Consider the following 17,903-nt stretch of genomic DNA (forward strand, 5'->3'; position numbering starts at 1 on the left):
CCTTCTTCGCGTGGATCAGCGCAGCCGGAGGCCGACCGTTGTAATCTGATGTCCGCCAAGCGGCAGCTTGAGCGAAGCATCTCCTTCAGTCTGAAGCTCTTCACCTTCTGCTTCCAGCACATTCGAAGTATAGAAGGCAGCAACCGGCAGCGCGGATTCCAGCTCCAGCTCGCAAGGCTCAGCCGTCAGGTTGAACCAGCGGAGCAACACATCGCCGCGTTCCTTGTTCAGCTTCATAGAGGAGAAGGCAGCGGTCTTGCTACTCCAGCGAACAGCCGAATACACAGCGGGAATTGTCCCCGCATGAACCTCTGCCTGCGCAAAGGTCCAAGGAATCTGGAATTGGTATGCAGCCGCAGTGGTACCGGAAGTTACGGCATCCCCGCTATGTGGCAGGAGCAGCAGATCTGCTGTTTGCTCTCCCAGACACTGGGCTTCCGGTGTAGGGAACCAGCCCCAGTCGCCCATCTCGCCGACACTTCGGAGCAGCGTCACGGCGATTGTACCACGGCCATCCCGCAGAATCTCGTATTCGTGTAATCCGAGATTAGCGACTGTCAGGCCTGCATTGTCCCCGGCAACATCCACGAAGCACTGCTGATGCTGGGCATTGCTCGGGTTCTGCCATTCCGGTGCCGGCTCATTCGGACGTTCCGCCAGCTCGAACATCGAATCAACAGTGTGCGAGGCTGTAACCAGATCCGCCGGGAAAAGCATCCGCAGGCGGTGGTCCTTAGCCTTATTATCGATGAAGCTCTTCACTTCCAGGCCTTTGCCGCTACGCTCCAGTCTCAAGACCGTCCGCAGCTTAAGGGTTACTGTAGCGGCACTACGTTTAGCCTGCCGTTCCGGGTAATAGACCAATGCCCGCTGCTCTTCTTCCAGCAAGGCATCGGCCGAAGCCGGGATCGCCCAGGCATGGGTGATTTCGATGGAAGCGCGGTATGGCGTATCTTCAATGACAGCGATCTGTGCGTCAAGCCCCAGAGTCGTCAGCGGTACTTCGCCCGCAGGCTGTCTGTACATATACTCATTTCCGATGTCACCAGTATTCTCGTAGACACCGAGGTCTCGGTAGACTTTGCCGCTAGGCTTATGCTCCAGCGTGAAGGAACCGTCAGCCATAACCTCGACCCGCAGCGTGTCGTTCTCCAATACGCGCGCGCCTTGAATCAGCGAAGCCGTGACTGAAGCCACAGCTTGCAGGTTCCCCTCCGAAGCGCTTCTGGCAGCATCGGCTTCCGCGGCAGCCGCCCCAACAGGACGGACCCAGGCATAGGTGCGCAGCCCCAGGGCAGGCACATCCGCCGCCTCGAAGGTCAGCCGCACCTTGCGGCAGCTATACGGCTGGCGGAAGCGGTCATCCGGCAGGTCGTAGCCGAAGGACAGGCCGAGATCCTCTACTGTACAAGGAACCGGCTGGCCTTGTTCATCGACCAGAACCCGTCCGGCCAGGTCCACGGTTTTCATCAACCGGGCATTCTCTTCAAGAGGCAGCCCATCGCGCAGATATTGGCGGGCTGCGTCCAGCTCAACGGTAACCGTACCGGTGCGGCTCCAGCCGCTGGTATTCGTCACCACGAGCGGAAGCGCCTCTTCGCCGTAAGCGGCGAAGCCGGTGGTGTCGACCGCTGCGGTGATCGCCTGCATACTATCCGCTACGATGCCTTCGGCCGTGTGATAGCTCTTGTCGAAGCGGGTGACCATCTCGCGGTGCACCTCATCCACGCTGCAGCCGCAGATGGAATCATGCGGATGGTTCTGCAGCAGCGTCTTCCACGCATAATCCAGCAGATGCTGCGGATACTCTCCGCCGTGCAGCCCCGCGATAACAGCCAACGGCTCGGCTACTTTTTCCAGCATGGCCTGACCGCGCTGGTTGAGCTGCTTCAGGTACACGCGGGCAGAAGCGGTATTAACCAGCGTTCCCCAGCCGTCCGTGCGCTGGCTCCGAAGTTCTCCCTTCACTGTAGACAGGCTGCGGCCAGCCAATGAAGCTTCCACTGCCTTGATATAGTCCGGGAAGTTCGAGTGAACGAAGGCGACCTCCGGGTGCAGCTTCTCTGCTGTGCGGATCGCCTCCGGCAGGTCAGTCTGCAGCGGCTGGTGATCGCAGCCGTTCATGAACAGCAGCTGATCGGTCGCTGCATACTGCCGGGCATCGCCCAGCTTACGCTCCCAGAAGCGGCGGGCCTCCTCAAGCTCCACCGGAACCTCATTCCCGTTGGAATACCAGTTGGCGAACAGGATGCCCAGCACCTGCGAGCCGTCCGGCCCTTCCCAGACCAGCTCCGAGAACGAGGATTCATAGCCGTCATCCGAGACCATATTGTTGAAGCCCGTCGGCTTCACGCCGCGTCCGAAGAACGCGTTGGTAATGCCGGCCTGCTGCATAAGCTGCGGAATCTGTCCGGTCAGGCCGAAGGTGTCCGGGAAATAACCAATTTTGGACACTTCACCATAGACTGCCGCATCCTGATGTCCCAGCTGTAAGTTACGCACATTGGCTTCCGGGCTGGTCAGGAACGCATCCTGAAGAATGTACCAAGGTCCGATAAATATCCGGCCCTCCCGGATATGCCGTATCAGCCGCTCCCGGTTCTCCGGGCGGACCTGCAGATAATCCTCGATGATAATCGTCTGCCCGTCGAAGAAAAAGCTGCGGAAGTCCGGGTTCTGCTCCAGCGTGTCCAGCAGCGTATCCACGAGCTGAATCAGCCGGATGTGATGGCGCTCATAAGGCAGATACCATTCCCGGTCCCAGTGCGTATGCGAGATAATATGTGCCGTCTGTTGTTTGGTCATAACCGGTTACCCCTCAATCTCCAGCGGATATTCATCCATATAGCTGATCAGCTCATCCACGGTTGTGAACGCCAGACCCGTCACCGTATCCGCACAGCCGTAGTAGATGGCAATCCGTCCGGTAGCCGCATCGGTCAGTGCCGCGCAAGGGAACGTCACGTTCGGCACATCGCCCACACATTCATATAGCTCTTCCGGGCCGAGGATGTAGTTGCGCGAACGCGCTTTTACCTTCCAAGGCTGTTCCAGATCCAGCAGCGCTACCCCCATGCGGTAGACGAACCCGTTGCAGGTGTTGATAACGCCGTGATAGATCAGCAGCCAGCCCTTGTCCGTTTCAATCGGAATCGGTCCAGGACCAATCTTCTTGGACTGCCACGCGGAAGCATCACCGTCAACCGTACCCATCACATAGCGGTGCTTACCCCAGAAGGTCAGGTCAGGACTCTCACTGTAAAAAATATCGCCAAACGGCGTATGCCCCGTATCACTAGGACGGCTAAGCATCGCATAGTTGCCGCCGATCTTGCGCGGAAGCAGCACCCCGTTGCGGTTGTACGGCAGGAAGGCATTCTCCAGCTGGTGGAAGGTTTTGAAATCGAATGTATACGCCAGGCCAATCGTCGGCCCGTGATACCCGTTGCACCAGGACACATAATAACGGTCGTCAATCTTGCAGACGCGTGGATCATAGCGGTACTCGCGCTTGGTGATCTCTTCATCACCCTCGAATACGATTGGCTCATGGTTGATTTTCCAATTCACGCCGTCTTCACTGAAGCCCGCGAAGATATCCATGCTGACCGACCGCGAGTCACAGCGGAACACCCCTGCGAAGCCGCCTTCAAACGGAATGACTGCCGAGTTGAACACACTGTTCGAGTTCGGAATGGCGTTGCGCGGAATGATCGGGTTGGCGGAATATCTCCATACTGGGGAATTCGTGCCCTCAGGCTTCTCCTGCCAAGGGATGTTCGGTAGTGCTTCTCCAATAATTGTACTCATGATCTGGTCTCCTTTATCTGTGTAAAAGTATGTTTGTGTTAGAGAATGCCTTCCTTCAGCGCCCGCAGGATCAACTGCGAGAACAAGCTGTTCGACCAGGCGAACCACTTGCGGGTGAACACGGACGGATCGTCAGCGTGGAAGCCCTCATGCATATAGCCGGTATCGGCATCGGTTGCTTCCAGCATGGCGATAACCGCTAGCCGCTCTTCCTTGCTGTTTGCAGTAATGCCCTGCATCGACAGTGCCATATGCCAGATGTAGCCCGCAGGGGTATGAGGACTGCCGATTCCCTTGGCGGCCTTGCCCTCGAAGTAGAACGGATTCTCCTTGCTCAGCGCGAAGCGTCTCGTATTCTGGTAGACCGGATCGTCATTGTTCAAATAACCCAGGTACGGAATGGACATTAGGCCCGGTGTTCCGGCATCATCCATCAGGCTGTAATTGCCATAACCGTCTGTCTCGTACGCGTAGATCGGTCCGAATTCCGGATGGCGGTAGGTGCCGTACAGCTTGATGCCGTGATCGACCTCCTGCTCCAATTCCTTCAGCTCAGCCAGGAAATTCAGATCCCGGAAGACCCACTCGGCAAAATCCTGCATCTGCCGCAGCGCCACCACAGCGAACATGTTCCCCGGAATGTTGTAGTGGAAATCGCAGGCGTCATCGCTGGAGCGGAAGCCGGACCAGATCATGCCGGTGTAATTCACAGGCATCCCAAGGCCGCCGTTACGGATGGAATCCTCTATAATCCCGTTATTCCGCGTGAAACGGTACGGGGACTCTTCGGTATGATGCTGCTCGCGCTTGAACAGGTCGGTGATGACGCGCAGCATTTTTTTGAAATCGGCGGTGAAGAAATCAGTCTGCTTCGTCTCTTCCCAATAAGCATGGGCCAGGCGGATTACGAAGCACAGCGAGTCGATCTCGAATTTGCGCTCCCACACCCAGGGCGACATCTCCGTCACATCGGCGGCATTCCAGTGCCAGTCATTGGCCGACTCATTGAACGCGTTGGCGTAAGGATCAATCAGCACATACTCGGTATGGCGCTTGATCAGCCCGCCGATAATCCGCTGCAGGTCAGCATCTTCCGCGGCAAAAGGCACATAATGAATGACCTGCTCCACCGAATCGCGCAGCCAGCAGGCGGGGATGTCCCCCGTAATGACAAAGGTGGTTCCGTCATCAAGCAGCTTGGTAGTGGTCTCCAGTGTATTCGGGAAGCAGTTGCGGAACAGGCGCTGCAGCTTAGGCCGGTGGGCCAGCTTCGCTTCGGCATCGGCCAGCACGGCCTGAATGGATGACGGCAGCGTAAGCTCCGGCATCTCAATGCGGGGAAGTCTGAATTGTTCCAAGGTAGTAGTCTCCTTCTCGCTTAATCTATAGTAGGATGAATAATCTTAATCGTCTTAATCTCGAATGGATGGAAGTCTAGCGTCAGCACGCCGTCTTCATCCGGCAGCAACTCTGTCTCTTCCTCCAGTGCATTGGACAGATAGATAGCGGAGTGCGGCAGCGGCCAGCTGATCCGAACGGTCTCGCGTCCCCCGGCTGATTCATACAGCCGCAGGATACTGCCCTTACCATCTTCCGCCAGCTTGACGGTATCCAGCACCACCTGCTTCCCTTCATAGGGAAGGAAGGAGCCGGTGGACGGATGCTGTCCCGCACTCGCCTCGCAGGCTACCGCGTAGGAAGCATGATTCAACTCAGCGGCCTTGCGCTGGGTATGCGCCGAACGCCAGTCTCCGGTATGCGGGTAGAGCGAATAGGTGAATTCATGCTCTCCCTGATCGGCCGAATGATCCGGCCAGCGCGGTGCGCGCAGCAGGGACAAACGGATGGTGCTACCCTGCGTGTCATAGCCGTATTTGCAGTCGTTCAGCAGGCTGACACCGTAATCATGCTCCGACACATCGGCATAGCGGTGCCCGCAGACCTCATACTGCGCCTGCTCCCAGCTGGTGTTACGGTGCGTAGTCCGCTCCAGTGCGCCGAACGGAATCTCATACGTAGCCTTGCTGGTCACTACATCAATCGGGAAGCCAACCTTCAGCAGCTTGTGGGCTTCGTGCCACTCGACCTTCGTCTTGAAGTCAATCCGCTTGTCGGTGTGGTACAGGATCAGCTCCTGCTGGATTTCCGATTGGCCTAGACTCCAGCGGAAGAACAATACATCGCAGACAGGACCTGTGGACAGCAGCCGCTTCTCCAGCAGTACCGCTGCTCCGGCAGGTTGCTCCTCATAACGGCTGTCGATATCCCAGGCATCCCAGAGAATCGGACGGTCATGGAAGAAATGCAGCCGGTTCAGCGCTTCCCCGGACTTCACAATCTCACGCCCGGCTTCCTTGTCATACAGGCTGATAATTTCGCCCAGCTCGTTGAACTGGAGCTGGTAGTAACCGGTCTCCCAACGATCTTCGAACGTATCGGAGTTCGCCGCAGAGATTGAGTTATTGCCTGCATCCGATGCGTCTGCCCCCTGCGCCTCTTCCCGCAGCCACACGGTTGCATACCCGAATGCCGGAACCTCCGGCACCCGCACACGCAGCACCGTTTGCTTGCCTTCTGTAGTCAGCTCTGCCGGAAGCCGTGTTCCGTTCCCGTCATAGACGGCGACAGTAGCAGGCACCACTTCAGAGCCAACCGCAAGCTCGGTTACCATATCCCGGGTCCAGCCCAGACCGTTCAGGATGACATAAGGCTGTCCCTCTCCACGGGTATCAATAGCCGATACGGCAGCCTCCATGACGGACTTCAGGCAGCTCTCCCCAAGGATGAAGATATTCTTGTATTCCTTGTCCGAAGTCTCATAGACCTCAGGAATCGACGAGCCGGGGATAATATCATGGAACTGGTTCAGCAAAATCATCTTCCAGCCTTCATGCAGGGCTTCCCCTACCTCTTCCCTCCGCTGCGGTGTCAGCCCGTGTCCAGCCAGCGTCTGCCATAGCTCAGCTTCCCGGTACAGAATCTCGGCCTTGCGGTTATTGCGCTTGTTCCGTGCATGGGTCGTATAGGTCCCCCGGTGCAGCTCAAGGTATAGATCGCCCTGCCAGACCGGCAGCTCAGGTGCAGCCTGCTCGATGCCTGCGAAGAAATCTGCCGCCGTGCTGTAGCTAGAGGCAGGTTGACCTACCATCAGCTCTGAACGCGACAGGTATTCCAGCATCTCCCGCGTCACGCCGCCACCGCCGTCGCCGTGCCCGTAGAGCAGCATTTGCTCGCTGTGAACGGCTTTTTGGCGGTAGGACTGCCAGTGCTCATGGATATCCTTCGGCAGCGTATTCTCATTCACGCCATGGTTCATATAGGATAATAGCGCTGTCCCGTCGATTCCGACCCAGTGGAACAGATCATACGGGAACAGGTTCGTGTCATTCCATCCAAGCTTCGTGGTCATGAAGTAACGGACCTTGCCGTGCTTCAGAATCTGCGGCAGGGAGGCGCAATAACCGAAGGTGTCCGGCAGCCATTCAATCTCGGACTGCTGGCCGAACTCCTCCTGGTAGAAGCGCTGTCCGTACAGCATCTGCCGCATCAGCGATTCCCCGCTCGGGATATTCAGATCCGGCTCGACCCACATGCCCCCGACCAGCTCCCAGCGGCCTTCCTGAATCCGTGCCTTCACCTTCGCGTACAGCTCAGGATCATTGTCCTTCAGATAAGCGAACAGCTGCGGCTGGCTCTGGGCATAGCGGTATTCCGGGTACTCCTCCATCAGCGCATGTACGCTCGAGAAGGTCCGGCTGGTCTTGCGCACCGTCTCCCGGGCAGGCCATAACCAGGCGATGTCGATATGCGACTGCCCGATCATATGAATGAAGCCCTCGCTGTTGCCGCCGATGGTCTTCACTTTTGCCACCAGTTCCTGCTCGATTGCCTCTATCCCCTTGCCAGCCTGCGAAACGTCAGTCCCCAAATTCACATAAGCATCCATCGCCTGATGCAGGGCCTCCAGCATGCGAACGCGCCGGAAGTCCTGCTCCGGCAATAGCAGCATCGAATCCCGGACGACGGTAACTGTGTACATCAGCGATTGTACAGGCAGGTTCACTCTGACCAGCGCTGCGGTAATCGACCGGACCGGCGGCTGAATGACCGCTTGTTTATTCAATGGGTCATCCGGCTCAGGGATCGGATCATAGAGCTCAATCTCAATCTCCGGGTGTCTGCCGCCCGTCTCCGGATTCAGGGAAGCATAGGTATGATTGCGGTCAATCCCCTGCTGGGAGGCTCCGTTCACACGCAGCAGCCCTTCGCCGCCGGAGTGGAAGATCAGCCCGGTATCCTTATCGGTCCAGTCCGCCGGGATATCCAGGGTGGTGCGGAAGTAATAGGTGGTGCCTTGCACGCTCGGAAATAATCCGAACGACTCGCTGCCCGAATAAGGCTGTGCTTCGTCATAGTGTCCCGGCTGCCGGTAGATGGTGGAGAAGACCTTCCAGTCATCAAGCACCCGGTATTCCAGCCACTGCTGCTGCGAGCATTCACGAATGAACCGGTTAATCCGTTCGATGTTTATCTGCTCCATCTTTAGTCCTCCGTAACCGTAAGATCTATATTCAGCGTGTCATTCACATTCCTGCCGACACCGATGCGGAAGCTTCCCGGCTCGACCACCAGCTTGTAGTCTGTCCCGATATAGCTCAGATGCTCTGCATTCAGTGTGAAGCTCACCTTCTGCTTCTCTCCCGGCTCCAGTACGATTTTGCGGAAGCCCTTGAGTTCCTTGGCCGGTCTAGTCACCTTGCTGACCAGATCGGAAATATATAGCTGCACGACCTCCGCACCGCTGCGGGAGCCTGTATTCTCTACTTCCACTGTAACCTCAGCCGTTCCGTCAGTCCCGATCACCGCAGGCTCGACCTGTAGTCCGCTATAGCTGAATTCGGTGTAGCTGAGTCCAAAGCCGAACGGATAACGCGGCTGCGAATTCCCTTCCAGATAGCGGACTCCCCGGGAACGTTTGCCTAAGTAATACACTGGCAATTGTCCTACATCCTCAGGGAGAGAGAGAGTCAGCCTGCCGGACGGATTGACATCGCCGAACAGAATATCCGCAATGGCGTGGCCGCCTTCCTGCCCTGGATACCAGGCTTCGAGAATGGCATCTGCCTGCTCATCGATCCAAGGTTCAGCAATGGGACGCCCGTTGATATACACGACGACTACCGGCTTACCGAGTGCCTTCAGCTCCTTCATCAGCTCCAGCTGAACACCGGACAGATGAAGCGACATGCGGTCGATGCCTTCGCCGCAGTCCATATCGCTAAGCGCATTCTCCGTCACCTTCGAGGCTCCGGTCCGCAGATCGATGCTGCCTTCGCCGAAATCACGGGCGCTTGACCCGCCCAGAGCCAGTACAACGATATCTGCTTCGGCAGCTACCTTACGTGCAAGCTCAAAGCCCTCTGTGGAGCTGTCCTTGATCCGGCAGCCCGGCGCATAACCTACCTGCTCCGGCTGCGCGGCAAGCTTGGCCCGTATTCCGGCCAACACTGTAACCACACGGTCACGCGGCTGCGGAGAGGTGTAATCGCCAAGCTGATTGTAGCCAATATCCGCATTTGGCCCGATAACCGCAACTGTCCCCTTGTCCTTAGACAACGGAAGCACTCCGTTATTCTTCAGCAGTACAATTCCCTCTGCCGCCACACTGCGCGCCAGCTCTGCATGCTCTGCGCTGCCAATCACCTGCTCTGCCACATCGGGATCGGCATACGGCTGTTCAAACAGGCCCAGCCGGAACTTCAGCTCCAGCACACGCGCCGCCGCCTGATCCACGAGCTGCTCGTCCAGCCGCCCGGAGCGCAGCGCCTCCAGCAGATATCCGCCGAACATGACGCCGGACATCTCCATATCAATTCCGGCAGTAAGCGCCTGCACCGCAGCATCCTCTCCGCTGTCCGCTGTATCATGACCCGAGGCCAGCATATCGATGGCACCGCAATCGGTAATAACCATGCCCTTGAAGCCCCATTCGCCGCGCAGAATCTCTTCAAGCAGCTCCCGGTTCGTGGTACAAGGCACGCCGTCAATCTCGTTATAGGCTGGCATGATGGAGACCGCACCGGCTTCCACTGCTTTGCGGAACGGGTACATATCGACCTCCAGCAGCTCCCGCTTGCCGATATGCGCCGGGCCGGCATTGCGGCCGCCCTCCGAGCTGCCATAGGCTACGAAATGTTTGAGAGTTGCTCCCACACTGGACGCGCTGTCAAGCCGTTCGCCCTGTAATCCTTCCACCGATGCTACGGCATATTCACCGATTAAGTACGGGTCCTCCCCGAAGCATTCTTCGGTCCGGCCCCAGCGCGGATCACGTACCACATCCAGCACAGGGGAATAGGTCACGGCTCCGCCCTGCGCCCGGGTCTCCCGTGCTACTGCCCGGGACATCTCCCGGTAGAGGTCCACATTCCAGGTGCTGCCGATCAGCAGCGGAACCGGGAATACCGTGGCCCCGATGGCCATGTGTCCATGCGAGCATTCCTCACCGATCAGGAGAGGAATACCCAGTCTCGAATGCTCCAGCGCATAACGCTGAATCGAATTCACAGCCTCTGCTCCGGCCCGTGCATCCAGCCCGCTCTCCAGCGTAACACCTGTCCAGGGATCGGCCCGCAGGGTTCCGTATAAGGCGCCGACGCCGCCTTCGCGGATCTGGCGTTTGAAGTCTTCCGTCAATTCTATCGTTCCATCTGTATGATTATAGGTCTGCCATCCGAACAGCTGCACCAGCTGGCCGACCTTCTCTTCCGGCGTCATCAGCCCAAGCAGATGCTCTGTCCGCTCCTTGACGGGCTGTGTACGGTCTCTATATAACATCCTGGCTCCACCCTCTCCTTTGATCTTAATCTATATATCTCTTACTCCTTAACCGCCCCAACAGTAAGACCCTGAATGAAGTAACGCTGGAAGAACGGATATGCGAAGATAATCGGTCCGGTTGCCAGCACCACCATCGCCATACGCGAGGTATCCTGCGGCATGGAGCGGAGGGCCTCCAGACTTAGCGAGCTGTTCTGCGAGTTCTGCAGAATGAACTGCATACTGGTCTCGATCCGCATCAGCATCGACTGCAGCGGCACCAGGTTCGGATTGTCAATATAGAGCAGCGCGTTGAACCAGTCATTCCAGTACCCCAGGGTGCTGAACAGGCCAATTGTAGCGAGACCCGGTAAGGACAGCGGCAGCACAATTCCGAGGAAGGTTCGGAACTCTCCGGCGCCGTCGATTTTGGCCGACTCGATCAGCGCATCCGGCACACTGGTAATATAGAAGGTACGCAGAATCATAATGTAAAAAGCATTCACCGCCAGCGGCAGCACCAGCGCCCAAATGCTGTCCTTCAGGCCCAGCATCTGTGTTACCACAATATAGGTCGGAACCAGACCGCCGTTAAACAGCATGGTGAAAAAGGAAAAAAACGCGAAGAAATTGCGGTATTTGAAGCTTTTACGTGAAATGGCATAGGCATAAAGTGAAATAATAAGCAGGCTGACAATCGTACCAATGACGGTTACCGCAATGGTCACTCCGTACGAACGGAGCAGCGTGTCCCCTGAGCTAAATACATATTTGTAGGCTTCCAGACTCCATTTGGCCGGAATTAACCGGTAGCCGTCCCGCGCAAGCGCCCCTTCGTCCGTGAACGAGATGAGGACAACGAACAGGAACGGGAAGATACACAGGATGGCAAAGCCTCCGGCGATACAGTTGAAGATGGTACTCAGCACCGGCGACAGCCGATGGAAATCGCGCGATTTCGCAACGTTAGCAGACATTTGGATGACCTCACTTTCCTTCATTTTCCCTAGAATAATGCACTGTCCTTATCGAATTTGCGCACGATGTAATTAGAGGTAAGAACCAGCACGAACCCGACCACTGATTGATATAAGCCCGCAGCCGTACTCATTCCGATCTCGCCGGTAGTCTTAAGTCCACGGTACACATACGTATCGATGACGTTAGTCACGCTGTAGAGCGTCCCCGAATCTCTCGGCACCTGATAGAACAGCCCGAAGTCGGCATAGAAAATCTTCCCGATCGCAAGCAGCGTCATAATGATAATGATCGGCTTCAGCATCGGCAGCGTGATACTGCGGATCTGCTGGAGCTTACTGGCTCCGTCGATCATCGCGGCTTCGTACAGGGATTTGTCTATACCCATAATGGCGGCGAGATAGACCACGCTGTTATAGCCGACGGCCTTCCAGAGGAATACGAATATAATAATGAACGGCCAGTATTTCGATTCTGAGTACCAGGAGATATTGCTGCCGAACATGGAGTTAAGCAGGCCCCGCTCCGAGCTCAGGAAGGCGAACGCGAAGTATCCCACAACGACCCAGGACAGAAAATACGGCAGGAACATGCCTGTCTGATAGAACTTGGCCAGCTTCTTATTGGCAATCTCGGACAGCACCACCGCCATCAGCACCGACAGGATCAGGCCCAGACCGATGAAGGCTATGTTATATAAAAGAGTATTGCGTGTGATCAGATAGGCATCATTGGTGCTGAACAGAAACTTGAAGTTATCCCAGCCGACCCACTTGCTGTTGATGATGCTGGCCCAGAAGCCATCCCGGCTGAAGCGGTACTCCTTAAACGCAATAACCGTACCCACCATCGGCAGGTAAGAGAAGAATAAAAACCACAGCGTGCCCGGCAGAACCATAAACAGCAGCACTTTGTTTCTCAATACATCTTTGGCGGACTTTCCTATTTTCCCCATACTTCTAGTTCCTCCTATGCCGGAAAATTCTTATATTTACAAAAAAGATCGGGCCAAGTCTAATCACCCGCCCGATCCTCTAATAGAATGCTACTTATTATTCGCTGCTTTCCAGGCGTCAATCTGTGTTTGAGCTTCGGCAATAATTTTATCCAGACCGGCAGCCTTCAATTTCTCGTTAGCCTTGGTCAGGTACTCTTCCGAATCTACAGATCCGGTCATCAGCGGTGCCCAGAATTCTTCCTTCACGTTCTGAACGGCGGCGATTTCATTTGTCACCTTGGACGTATCGAAGTTGAAGCCAAGCAGCGGTGCGTTGATACCGGCATCATTGAACTTCTTGAATTCTTCCCATTTGTTCTCAGGGTCGCCTTCGTTCAGATAGTTGATCATGATGTTACCCAGGGAGAAGGTAGGCATATCATAGTTCTTAGCATCCGGGAGGTTCTTGATCATGTTGTCGCTGATCTTCTCGTAATGTACGCCTTCGAGCCCGGAGTCAATCATGTTGCGCAGCTTAGGATCTGTGTTGAGCAGGTTCAGGAATTCCATCGCTTTCTCAGGATACGCGGAGTTGGCGGAGATGGCTTGCATGGAGCCCATTACGGACCAGTTATAGATATAAGGCTGGCTGGCTGGTGTGGACACCACCGGATATCCGTAGCTTACGGACCACAGATTGTCGGCCATCGGCTGGGTGGATGCACGGTCAGTGAACCATTTGCCTGCTTTGTACAAGTCATCTACCGACGAGGTAGTCGCTACTTCAGGGGAGATATAACCCGCCTGATAGAATTTGCGGACCGTCTTAAGCGCTTCCTTGATCTCAGGAGTTTCCAGGATGTTGACCACTTTGTAATCCTTGGTGTCCATATAGACAGCCATCGGCATCTTCTCGATCACATAGTCAAACGGCATAATCGGCATGAAGTCCTTGACCATCGCGTAAGGAGTGATTCCAGGCTCGTTTTCCTTGATCGTTTTGAGCAGCGGCTCCAGATCCGCCATCGTCTTCACGCTGGTCAGATCCAGCTTGTATTTGTCGAGCAGCTCTTTATTGAAGCGGAAGACCTCTTGAGCCGGAAGCTCTTTGTTCGCAGGAATCGCATAATTGTGGCCGTCTACCTTGGAGCCTTCCAGGAAGGCCGGGTCAATCGTATCCACAATGCCCTTGCCCTGATTCTTCAGCAGATCATCGAGCTGCAGGAAGGCACCCTTACGTGCATTCTGCACATAATCGAAGGCCCAGGAGGAGGTGAACAGGATATCCATCGGCTCACCGGAAGCTGCCATAACCTGCATTTTTTGCGTATAGTCGCCGAAGTCGAGCATTTTGATATCCAGTGTTGCGTTGATTTTCTCAAGTGTGTATTTATTGACTTCTGTGAGCACCTTGTCCATATCTTTCTGCGGTGGCCCGATCGTGTACCAGATCAGTTCCACAGGTTTCTCTGTAGCCTCCGAGGCTTTGTTGCCGCCTGAAGCTGCTTCTCCGCCTGCATTGTTCTTACTGTTTCCCCCGCACGCCGTTAGCGCCAGTGAAACGGTTAAAAGCGTTGTCAACAACAAGGAGAAGTGTTTCTTTTTCTTACTCATTTGCCGTACCCCCTTTTAATTAGCTGTCTGGTCTTTCAGGCTTACCGGATCTTTCCGGCTGCTGCTTTCCTTGAGCTATACCTTAACTTTATAAGATGAAAGCAGTTTCAAATAGAAGAGAAACTATAGTTTTTCAGGTATGAAATAAAGAAAATAAGCTTACCTGCAAAGGCAGGTTATTGATCTTTTACAAGGGCTGTAATGTTCTGGCGAGAAATCAATGAATACGTTATCAACGTGAATACTCTTCTTTCCTGTAACGCACAAGAGGGCTGCCTCACAGCAGCCCCTTGAATTCCGTCGGCGAGATGCCGACATATTTCTTGAATTGCTTGTAGAAATAGCCCATTTCCCAATAGCCCACATTCCTGGCGATCTCCTGAACCTTCAGGTTCGTCGAACGGAGCTGCTCCTTGGCCTTATCGATCCGGTAGCGGTTCATATACTCCGCAAACGATTCGCCAGTCATCTTATGGAACAGCTGTCCCAGATACACCGGATGAATGTTGAACATGAAGCCCAGCTTCTTCAGCGACAGATCCTCACTGTACGATTTCGCGATATAATTCAGCACCTGGTTCACCACCGGACTCTTCAGCTCCCGGTCCAGCAGTTCGATGATACTCTCTGAGGTCTGCCGGAGTGCAGCGGACAGTGCAGGCAGCGAGTTCGCCCGGCGGATCGCCGTCAAGGCCTCGGCAATACATTCCCGCTCCGTTTCACTGCGGATATCCTTGATCAGCACCCGGAAGAAAAGAATCCATTCCAGCGAGATCTCCTCCAGCATCGCTGGCGTTAACCCGTCCATACTTGGGGCTGCAAAATATAGATCCAGTTGCTCCGACAGCCCCGCCACATTCTTAGACATAATGAGCTTGGCGTAATCGCTCCAGTCTTCGGGCAGGACCGATTGCAGATCCTCCTTCCGGTCCCTCAGCTGCTCATAATAGATACTGCTGCGCTCCGGGTGAATCTCCAGGAACTCCTGTGCCTGCTTCGCCTGTTCGTAGCTTGCGGGAGCGGCGTCCACCCCGTACACAGGCGAGCCCACTGCCGAGCGCAGCTTCTCACTGCTGGTGCATAAGCCGTTAATCTCCTCCAGCATGAACGCCATCTCCGCCGCACCGGCAGAGGCTTCTTCATAGTTATGTATCAGCACCAGATCATTATCCGAATCCCAGAACATGAAGAACGAAGCCTCTGCCCCGGCCAGATCGGACACCCTCTTCCTGAAGGCATCCGTTGCCGGCTCTACCTGCAGCAGGGCAACCTGCACATAACGGCTGGTGAGCGGCAGGCCGATCAGATTCAGCCGTTCGGAGCGCTCCTGCGGATCAATCTGCCCCCGCAGCCAGCGCAGCAGCACATTATCCTTCAGCACAGAATTCGTATATTCCCACCACTGCATATCCAGCCTGGAGACGTTCAGCTTCTCCACAATCGTCTCCAGCGTCTGCTGGAACTCCTCCAGATTAATCGGCTTCAGCAGATAGTTCTCGATCCCGAGCGACAGGCCTTCCTTCACATACATGAATTCATCGAAGCCGCTCAGCACCACCACCTTCAGATCCGGGCGGAATTCCCGGACGGCACGGATCAGCTCAAGACCGGTCATCACCGGCATGGAGATATCGGTAATCAGAATATCGGCGGGAATCTCCCGCAGCTGCTCCAGCGCTTCCTGCCCGTTCTCCGCCTGCCCCACAATTGTGAGGCCCAGCTCCTCCCAATTGAGTATATCCTGCAGACCGCTCAGAATGAACGGCTCATCATCCACAATAAACACCTTATACATCTGCGCTCTCCTCCTTCAGCGGGTATGGAAAAGTAATCGTAACCACTGTTCCAGTCCCCTCCTCACTCTCCAGCTCTACGCCGTAGGGCTTCCCGTACATCAGTCTCAGCCGCTCATGAATACTGCGCAGCCCGAACGACTCGGACCCGGACAATTCGCCGTGATCCTCCAGCACCTCGCGGAGCCGGGCCAGCCGCTCTTCCGCAATCCCCTTGCCGTTATCCGTAACCTTGACCCGGATATTCTCCAGCTCCGCTGTGATCACAATACGGATCACATTATCAGTCTGCCCTGTCCGCATGCCGTGCAGAACATAGTTCTCGATGACCGGCTGCAGCGACATTTTGAGTACAGGGAGCTCTTCCAGCTCCGGGCTGCATTCGATGGTATACGCGAACCTGTCCTTGTACCGGATACGGAATAATTCCAGATACAGGCGGCAGGCCTCCAGCTCATCCTTGAACGTATATTTCAGCTTGGGACGGACGTACGACTTGAACAGCATGGACAGGCTGTAGATCATTTCCCCCACATCCTTCGCCCCGCTCGAAATCGCCCGCATCCGGATAACCTCTAATGTATTATACAGAAAATGCGGATTCACCCTGGCCTCCAGCGTAGCGATCTCCGTATGCTTCTGTTTGATTTCCGCCTTATAAACCTGGTCGATATATTGGTTCAGTTCATCCAGCATGCTGTTGAAGCTCTTGGCAATCTGGCCTAACTCATCTTCCTTGCCGTCCACAATCCGGGTGTTCAGATCCCCGTTCTTGACTTTGCGGGTGAAGCGGATAATGCGGTGGGTCCGTTTGGCAAAATTAGAAATGAACATCGCCGGCAGCAGCACGGCAAATAGAATACAGACGAGTGCGATGGACACAATGGTGCTCCGCGCACTGCTGTAAGTCTCGGCCAGCTCCTGCTTCGAGATCAGGCTGACCACCGTATAACCCGCCTGACTCTGGGTCTGGCTTGTGACGACCATGCCCTCCATCGTAAACTCCTCACCGGCGTTAATCCCTTGCAGCTTCGGCAGCTTCCGGCCGTATCCCTGACCCGAGGAATCGAAGATCACTTCATTTTGGGCCGAGAGCACGAGAAGGTCGCCTTTGAAATCCTCCTTATAATTATTCATGGCCTGCCAGATGGCCTCAGAATCGAAGTAGACCAGCAGCTGACCGATATTGAGCAGCGAGGACTTATTATTGATCGGCAGCTTTACCGAGAACAGCGGGGCTGCCGGCATCCCTATACTTTTCAGCACCCAGATATTCGGAACAGAGACGACACTCTCCTCACCCAGCACCATCGAATCGGGCACAAAAGAATGCGCCGCATTGGTCGAGATCCGCTCGAACTGCCGGCGGTTGTCGTAATAATACATCACCTGCTGGTTGGCGCTGTACAGGATCAGGCCGCGGATATCGGGATCATCGTCAATCTTGTTCTGGAAATACTGGATGGCGTTCGAGGTGGACTGTTCCCCCAGCAGAAAGCGGTCCAGCCGGTGCTCGATATAATCCCTTAAGGGATTCTCCAGCAGGAAGGTCGTATTACTGGCCAGACTCGCGTCCCTGTACACATCACGGAGCATGTCCTGAACAGATTGATATTTGTTCTCCACATAATTGCTGACGCTCTCCATGCTCTTGCGCTGGATATCCATCTGGCGCTGCACTGCCGAATCCGAGATTAGCATCAGCACCAGAATGGAGAAGGCGATAATGGTGGCTATGAAGATACAGGACACGATCAGCGTGAAGCGCAGGAACATATTGTCTTTAAAATACTTGCGGTACAGCGAAAGGCTTCGCATCATTCACCTCCTAACATAGTTGCTAGCCTTGCAGGCACGGCTAGCCGGGATACACAAGAAGCGCTCCCCCCTGCTAATTTTGCCAGAGGGTGAGCGCTTTGTGTATGTTGTGCAGAATGGGCGGTACTTATTCC

Annotated in this window: 10 protein-coding genes; all 10 read right to left on the reverse strand. The window is 55.3% G+C overall.

Translation table 11 applies throughout. The annotated features are described in order from the left end of the window. Window positions 1-15: 15 nt before the first annotated feature. A complete protein-coding gene (locus MKZ07_RS13380) occupies window positions 16-2,805 on the reverse strand; it encodes an alpha-mannosidase (RefSeq protein ID WP_341026111.1) in 2,790 nt (929 codons plus the stop codon). Between the two features lie 6 nt (window positions 2,806-2,811). Continuing rightward, complete coding sequence (locus MKZ07_RS13385; protein WP_036699537.1) at window positions 2,812-3,810, reverse strand: glycoside hydrolase family 130 protein; 999 nt, start codon at window positions 3,808-3,810, stop codon at window positions 2,812-2,814. A gap of 38 nt (window positions 3,811-3,848) precedes the next feature. Further along, a complete protein-coding gene (locus MKZ07_RS13390; RefSeq protein WP_341026113.1) occupies window positions 3,849-5,168 on the reverse strand; it encodes a glycoside hydrolase family 125 protein in 1,320 nt (439 codons plus the stop codon). 20 nt (window positions 5,169-5,188) lie between these two features. Beyond that, window positions 5,189-8,335, reverse strand: a complete 3,147-nt coding sequence (locus tag MKZ07_RS13395) for an alpha-mannosidase (RefSeq protein ID WP_341027985.1) — start codon at window positions 8,333-8,335, stop codon at window positions 5,189-5,191. A gap of 17 nt (window positions 8,336-8,352) precedes the next feature. Further along, window positions 8,353-10,647: a glycoside hydrolase family 3 N-terminal domain-containing protein gene (locus tag MKZ07_RS13400; RefSeq protein WP_341026115.1), complete on the reverse strand. Its 2,295-nt coding sequence runs from the start codon at window positions 10,645-10,647 to the stop codon at window positions 8,353-8,355. Window positions 10,648-10,688: 41 nt separating this feature from the next. After that, a complete protein-coding gene (locus MKZ07_RS13405; protein WP_036699544.1) occupies window positions 10,689-11,606 on the reverse strand; it encodes a carbohydrate ABC transporter permease in 918 nt (305 codons plus the stop codon). Between the two features lie 29 nt (window positions 11,607-11,635). After that, on the reverse strand, window positions 11,636-12,562 hold the full coding sequence (locus MKZ07_RS13410; protein WP_036699546.1) for an ABC transporter permease: 927 nt from the start codon (window positions 12,560-12,562) through the stop codon (window positions 11,636-11,638). 90 nt (window positions 12,563-12,652) lie between these two features. Continuing rightward, entirely contained in the window at window positions 12,653-14,158 is a 1,506-nt protein-coding gene (locus tag MKZ07_RS13415) for an ABC transporter substrate-binding protein (RefSeq protein ID WP_341026118.1), read from the reverse strand. A 277-nt stretch (window positions 14,159-14,435) separates the two neighbouring features. Then, a complete protein-coding gene (locus tag MKZ07_RS13420; protein ID WP_341026119.1) occupies window positions 14,436-15,953 on the reverse strand; it encodes a response regulator transcription factor in 1,518 nt (505 codons plus the stop codon). Next, entirely contained in the window at window positions 15,946-17,772 is a 1,827-nt protein-coding gene (locus MKZ07_RS13425; protein WP_341026120.1) for a cache domain-containing sensor histidine kinase, read from the reverse strand. The genes MKZ07_RS13420 and MKZ07_RS13425 overlap by 8 nt, the downstream gene beginning before the upstream one ends. Window positions 17,773-17,903: the final 131 nt, after the last annotated feature.

It is taken from the genome of Paenibacillus sp. FSL P4-0338, from assembly GCF_038002365.1.
Lineage (GTDB): Bacteria > Bacillota > Bacilli > Paenibacillales > Paenibacillaceae > Paenibacillus_AQ.

Coding starts and splice junctions, on each gene's coding strand:
- MKZ07_RS13380 (WP_341026111.1), bottom strand. CDS start 2,805: ATGACCAAACAACAGACGGCACATATTATCTCGCATACGCACTGGGAC.
- MKZ07_RS13385 (WP_036699537.1), bottom strand. CDS start 3,810: ATGAGTACAATTATTGGAGAAGCACTACCGAACATCCCTTGGCAGGAG.
- MKZ07_RS13400 (WP_341026115.1), bottom strand. CDS start 10,647: ATGTTATATAGAGACCGTACACAGCCCGTCAAGGAGCGGACAGAGCAT.
- MKZ07_RS13405 (WP_036699544.1), bottom strand. CDS start 11,606: ATGTCTGCTAACGTTGCGAAATCGCGCGATTTCCATCGGCTGTCGCCG.
- MKZ07_RS13410 (WP_036699546.1), bottom strand. CDS start 12,562: ATGGGGAAAATAGGAAAGTCCGCCAAAGATGTATTGAGAAACAAAGTG.
- MKZ07_RS13415 (WP_341026118.1), bottom strand. CDS start 14,158: ATGAGTAAGAAAAAGAAACACTTCTCCTTGTTGTTGACAACGCTTTTA.
- MKZ07_RS13420 (WP_341026119.1), bottom strand. CDS start 15,953: ATGTATAAGGTGTTTATTGTGGATGATGAGCCGTTCATTCTGAGCGGT.
- MKZ07_RS13425 (WP_341026120.1), bottom strand. CDS start 17,772: ATGATGCGAAGCCTTTCGCTGTACCGCAAGTATTTTAAAGACAATATG.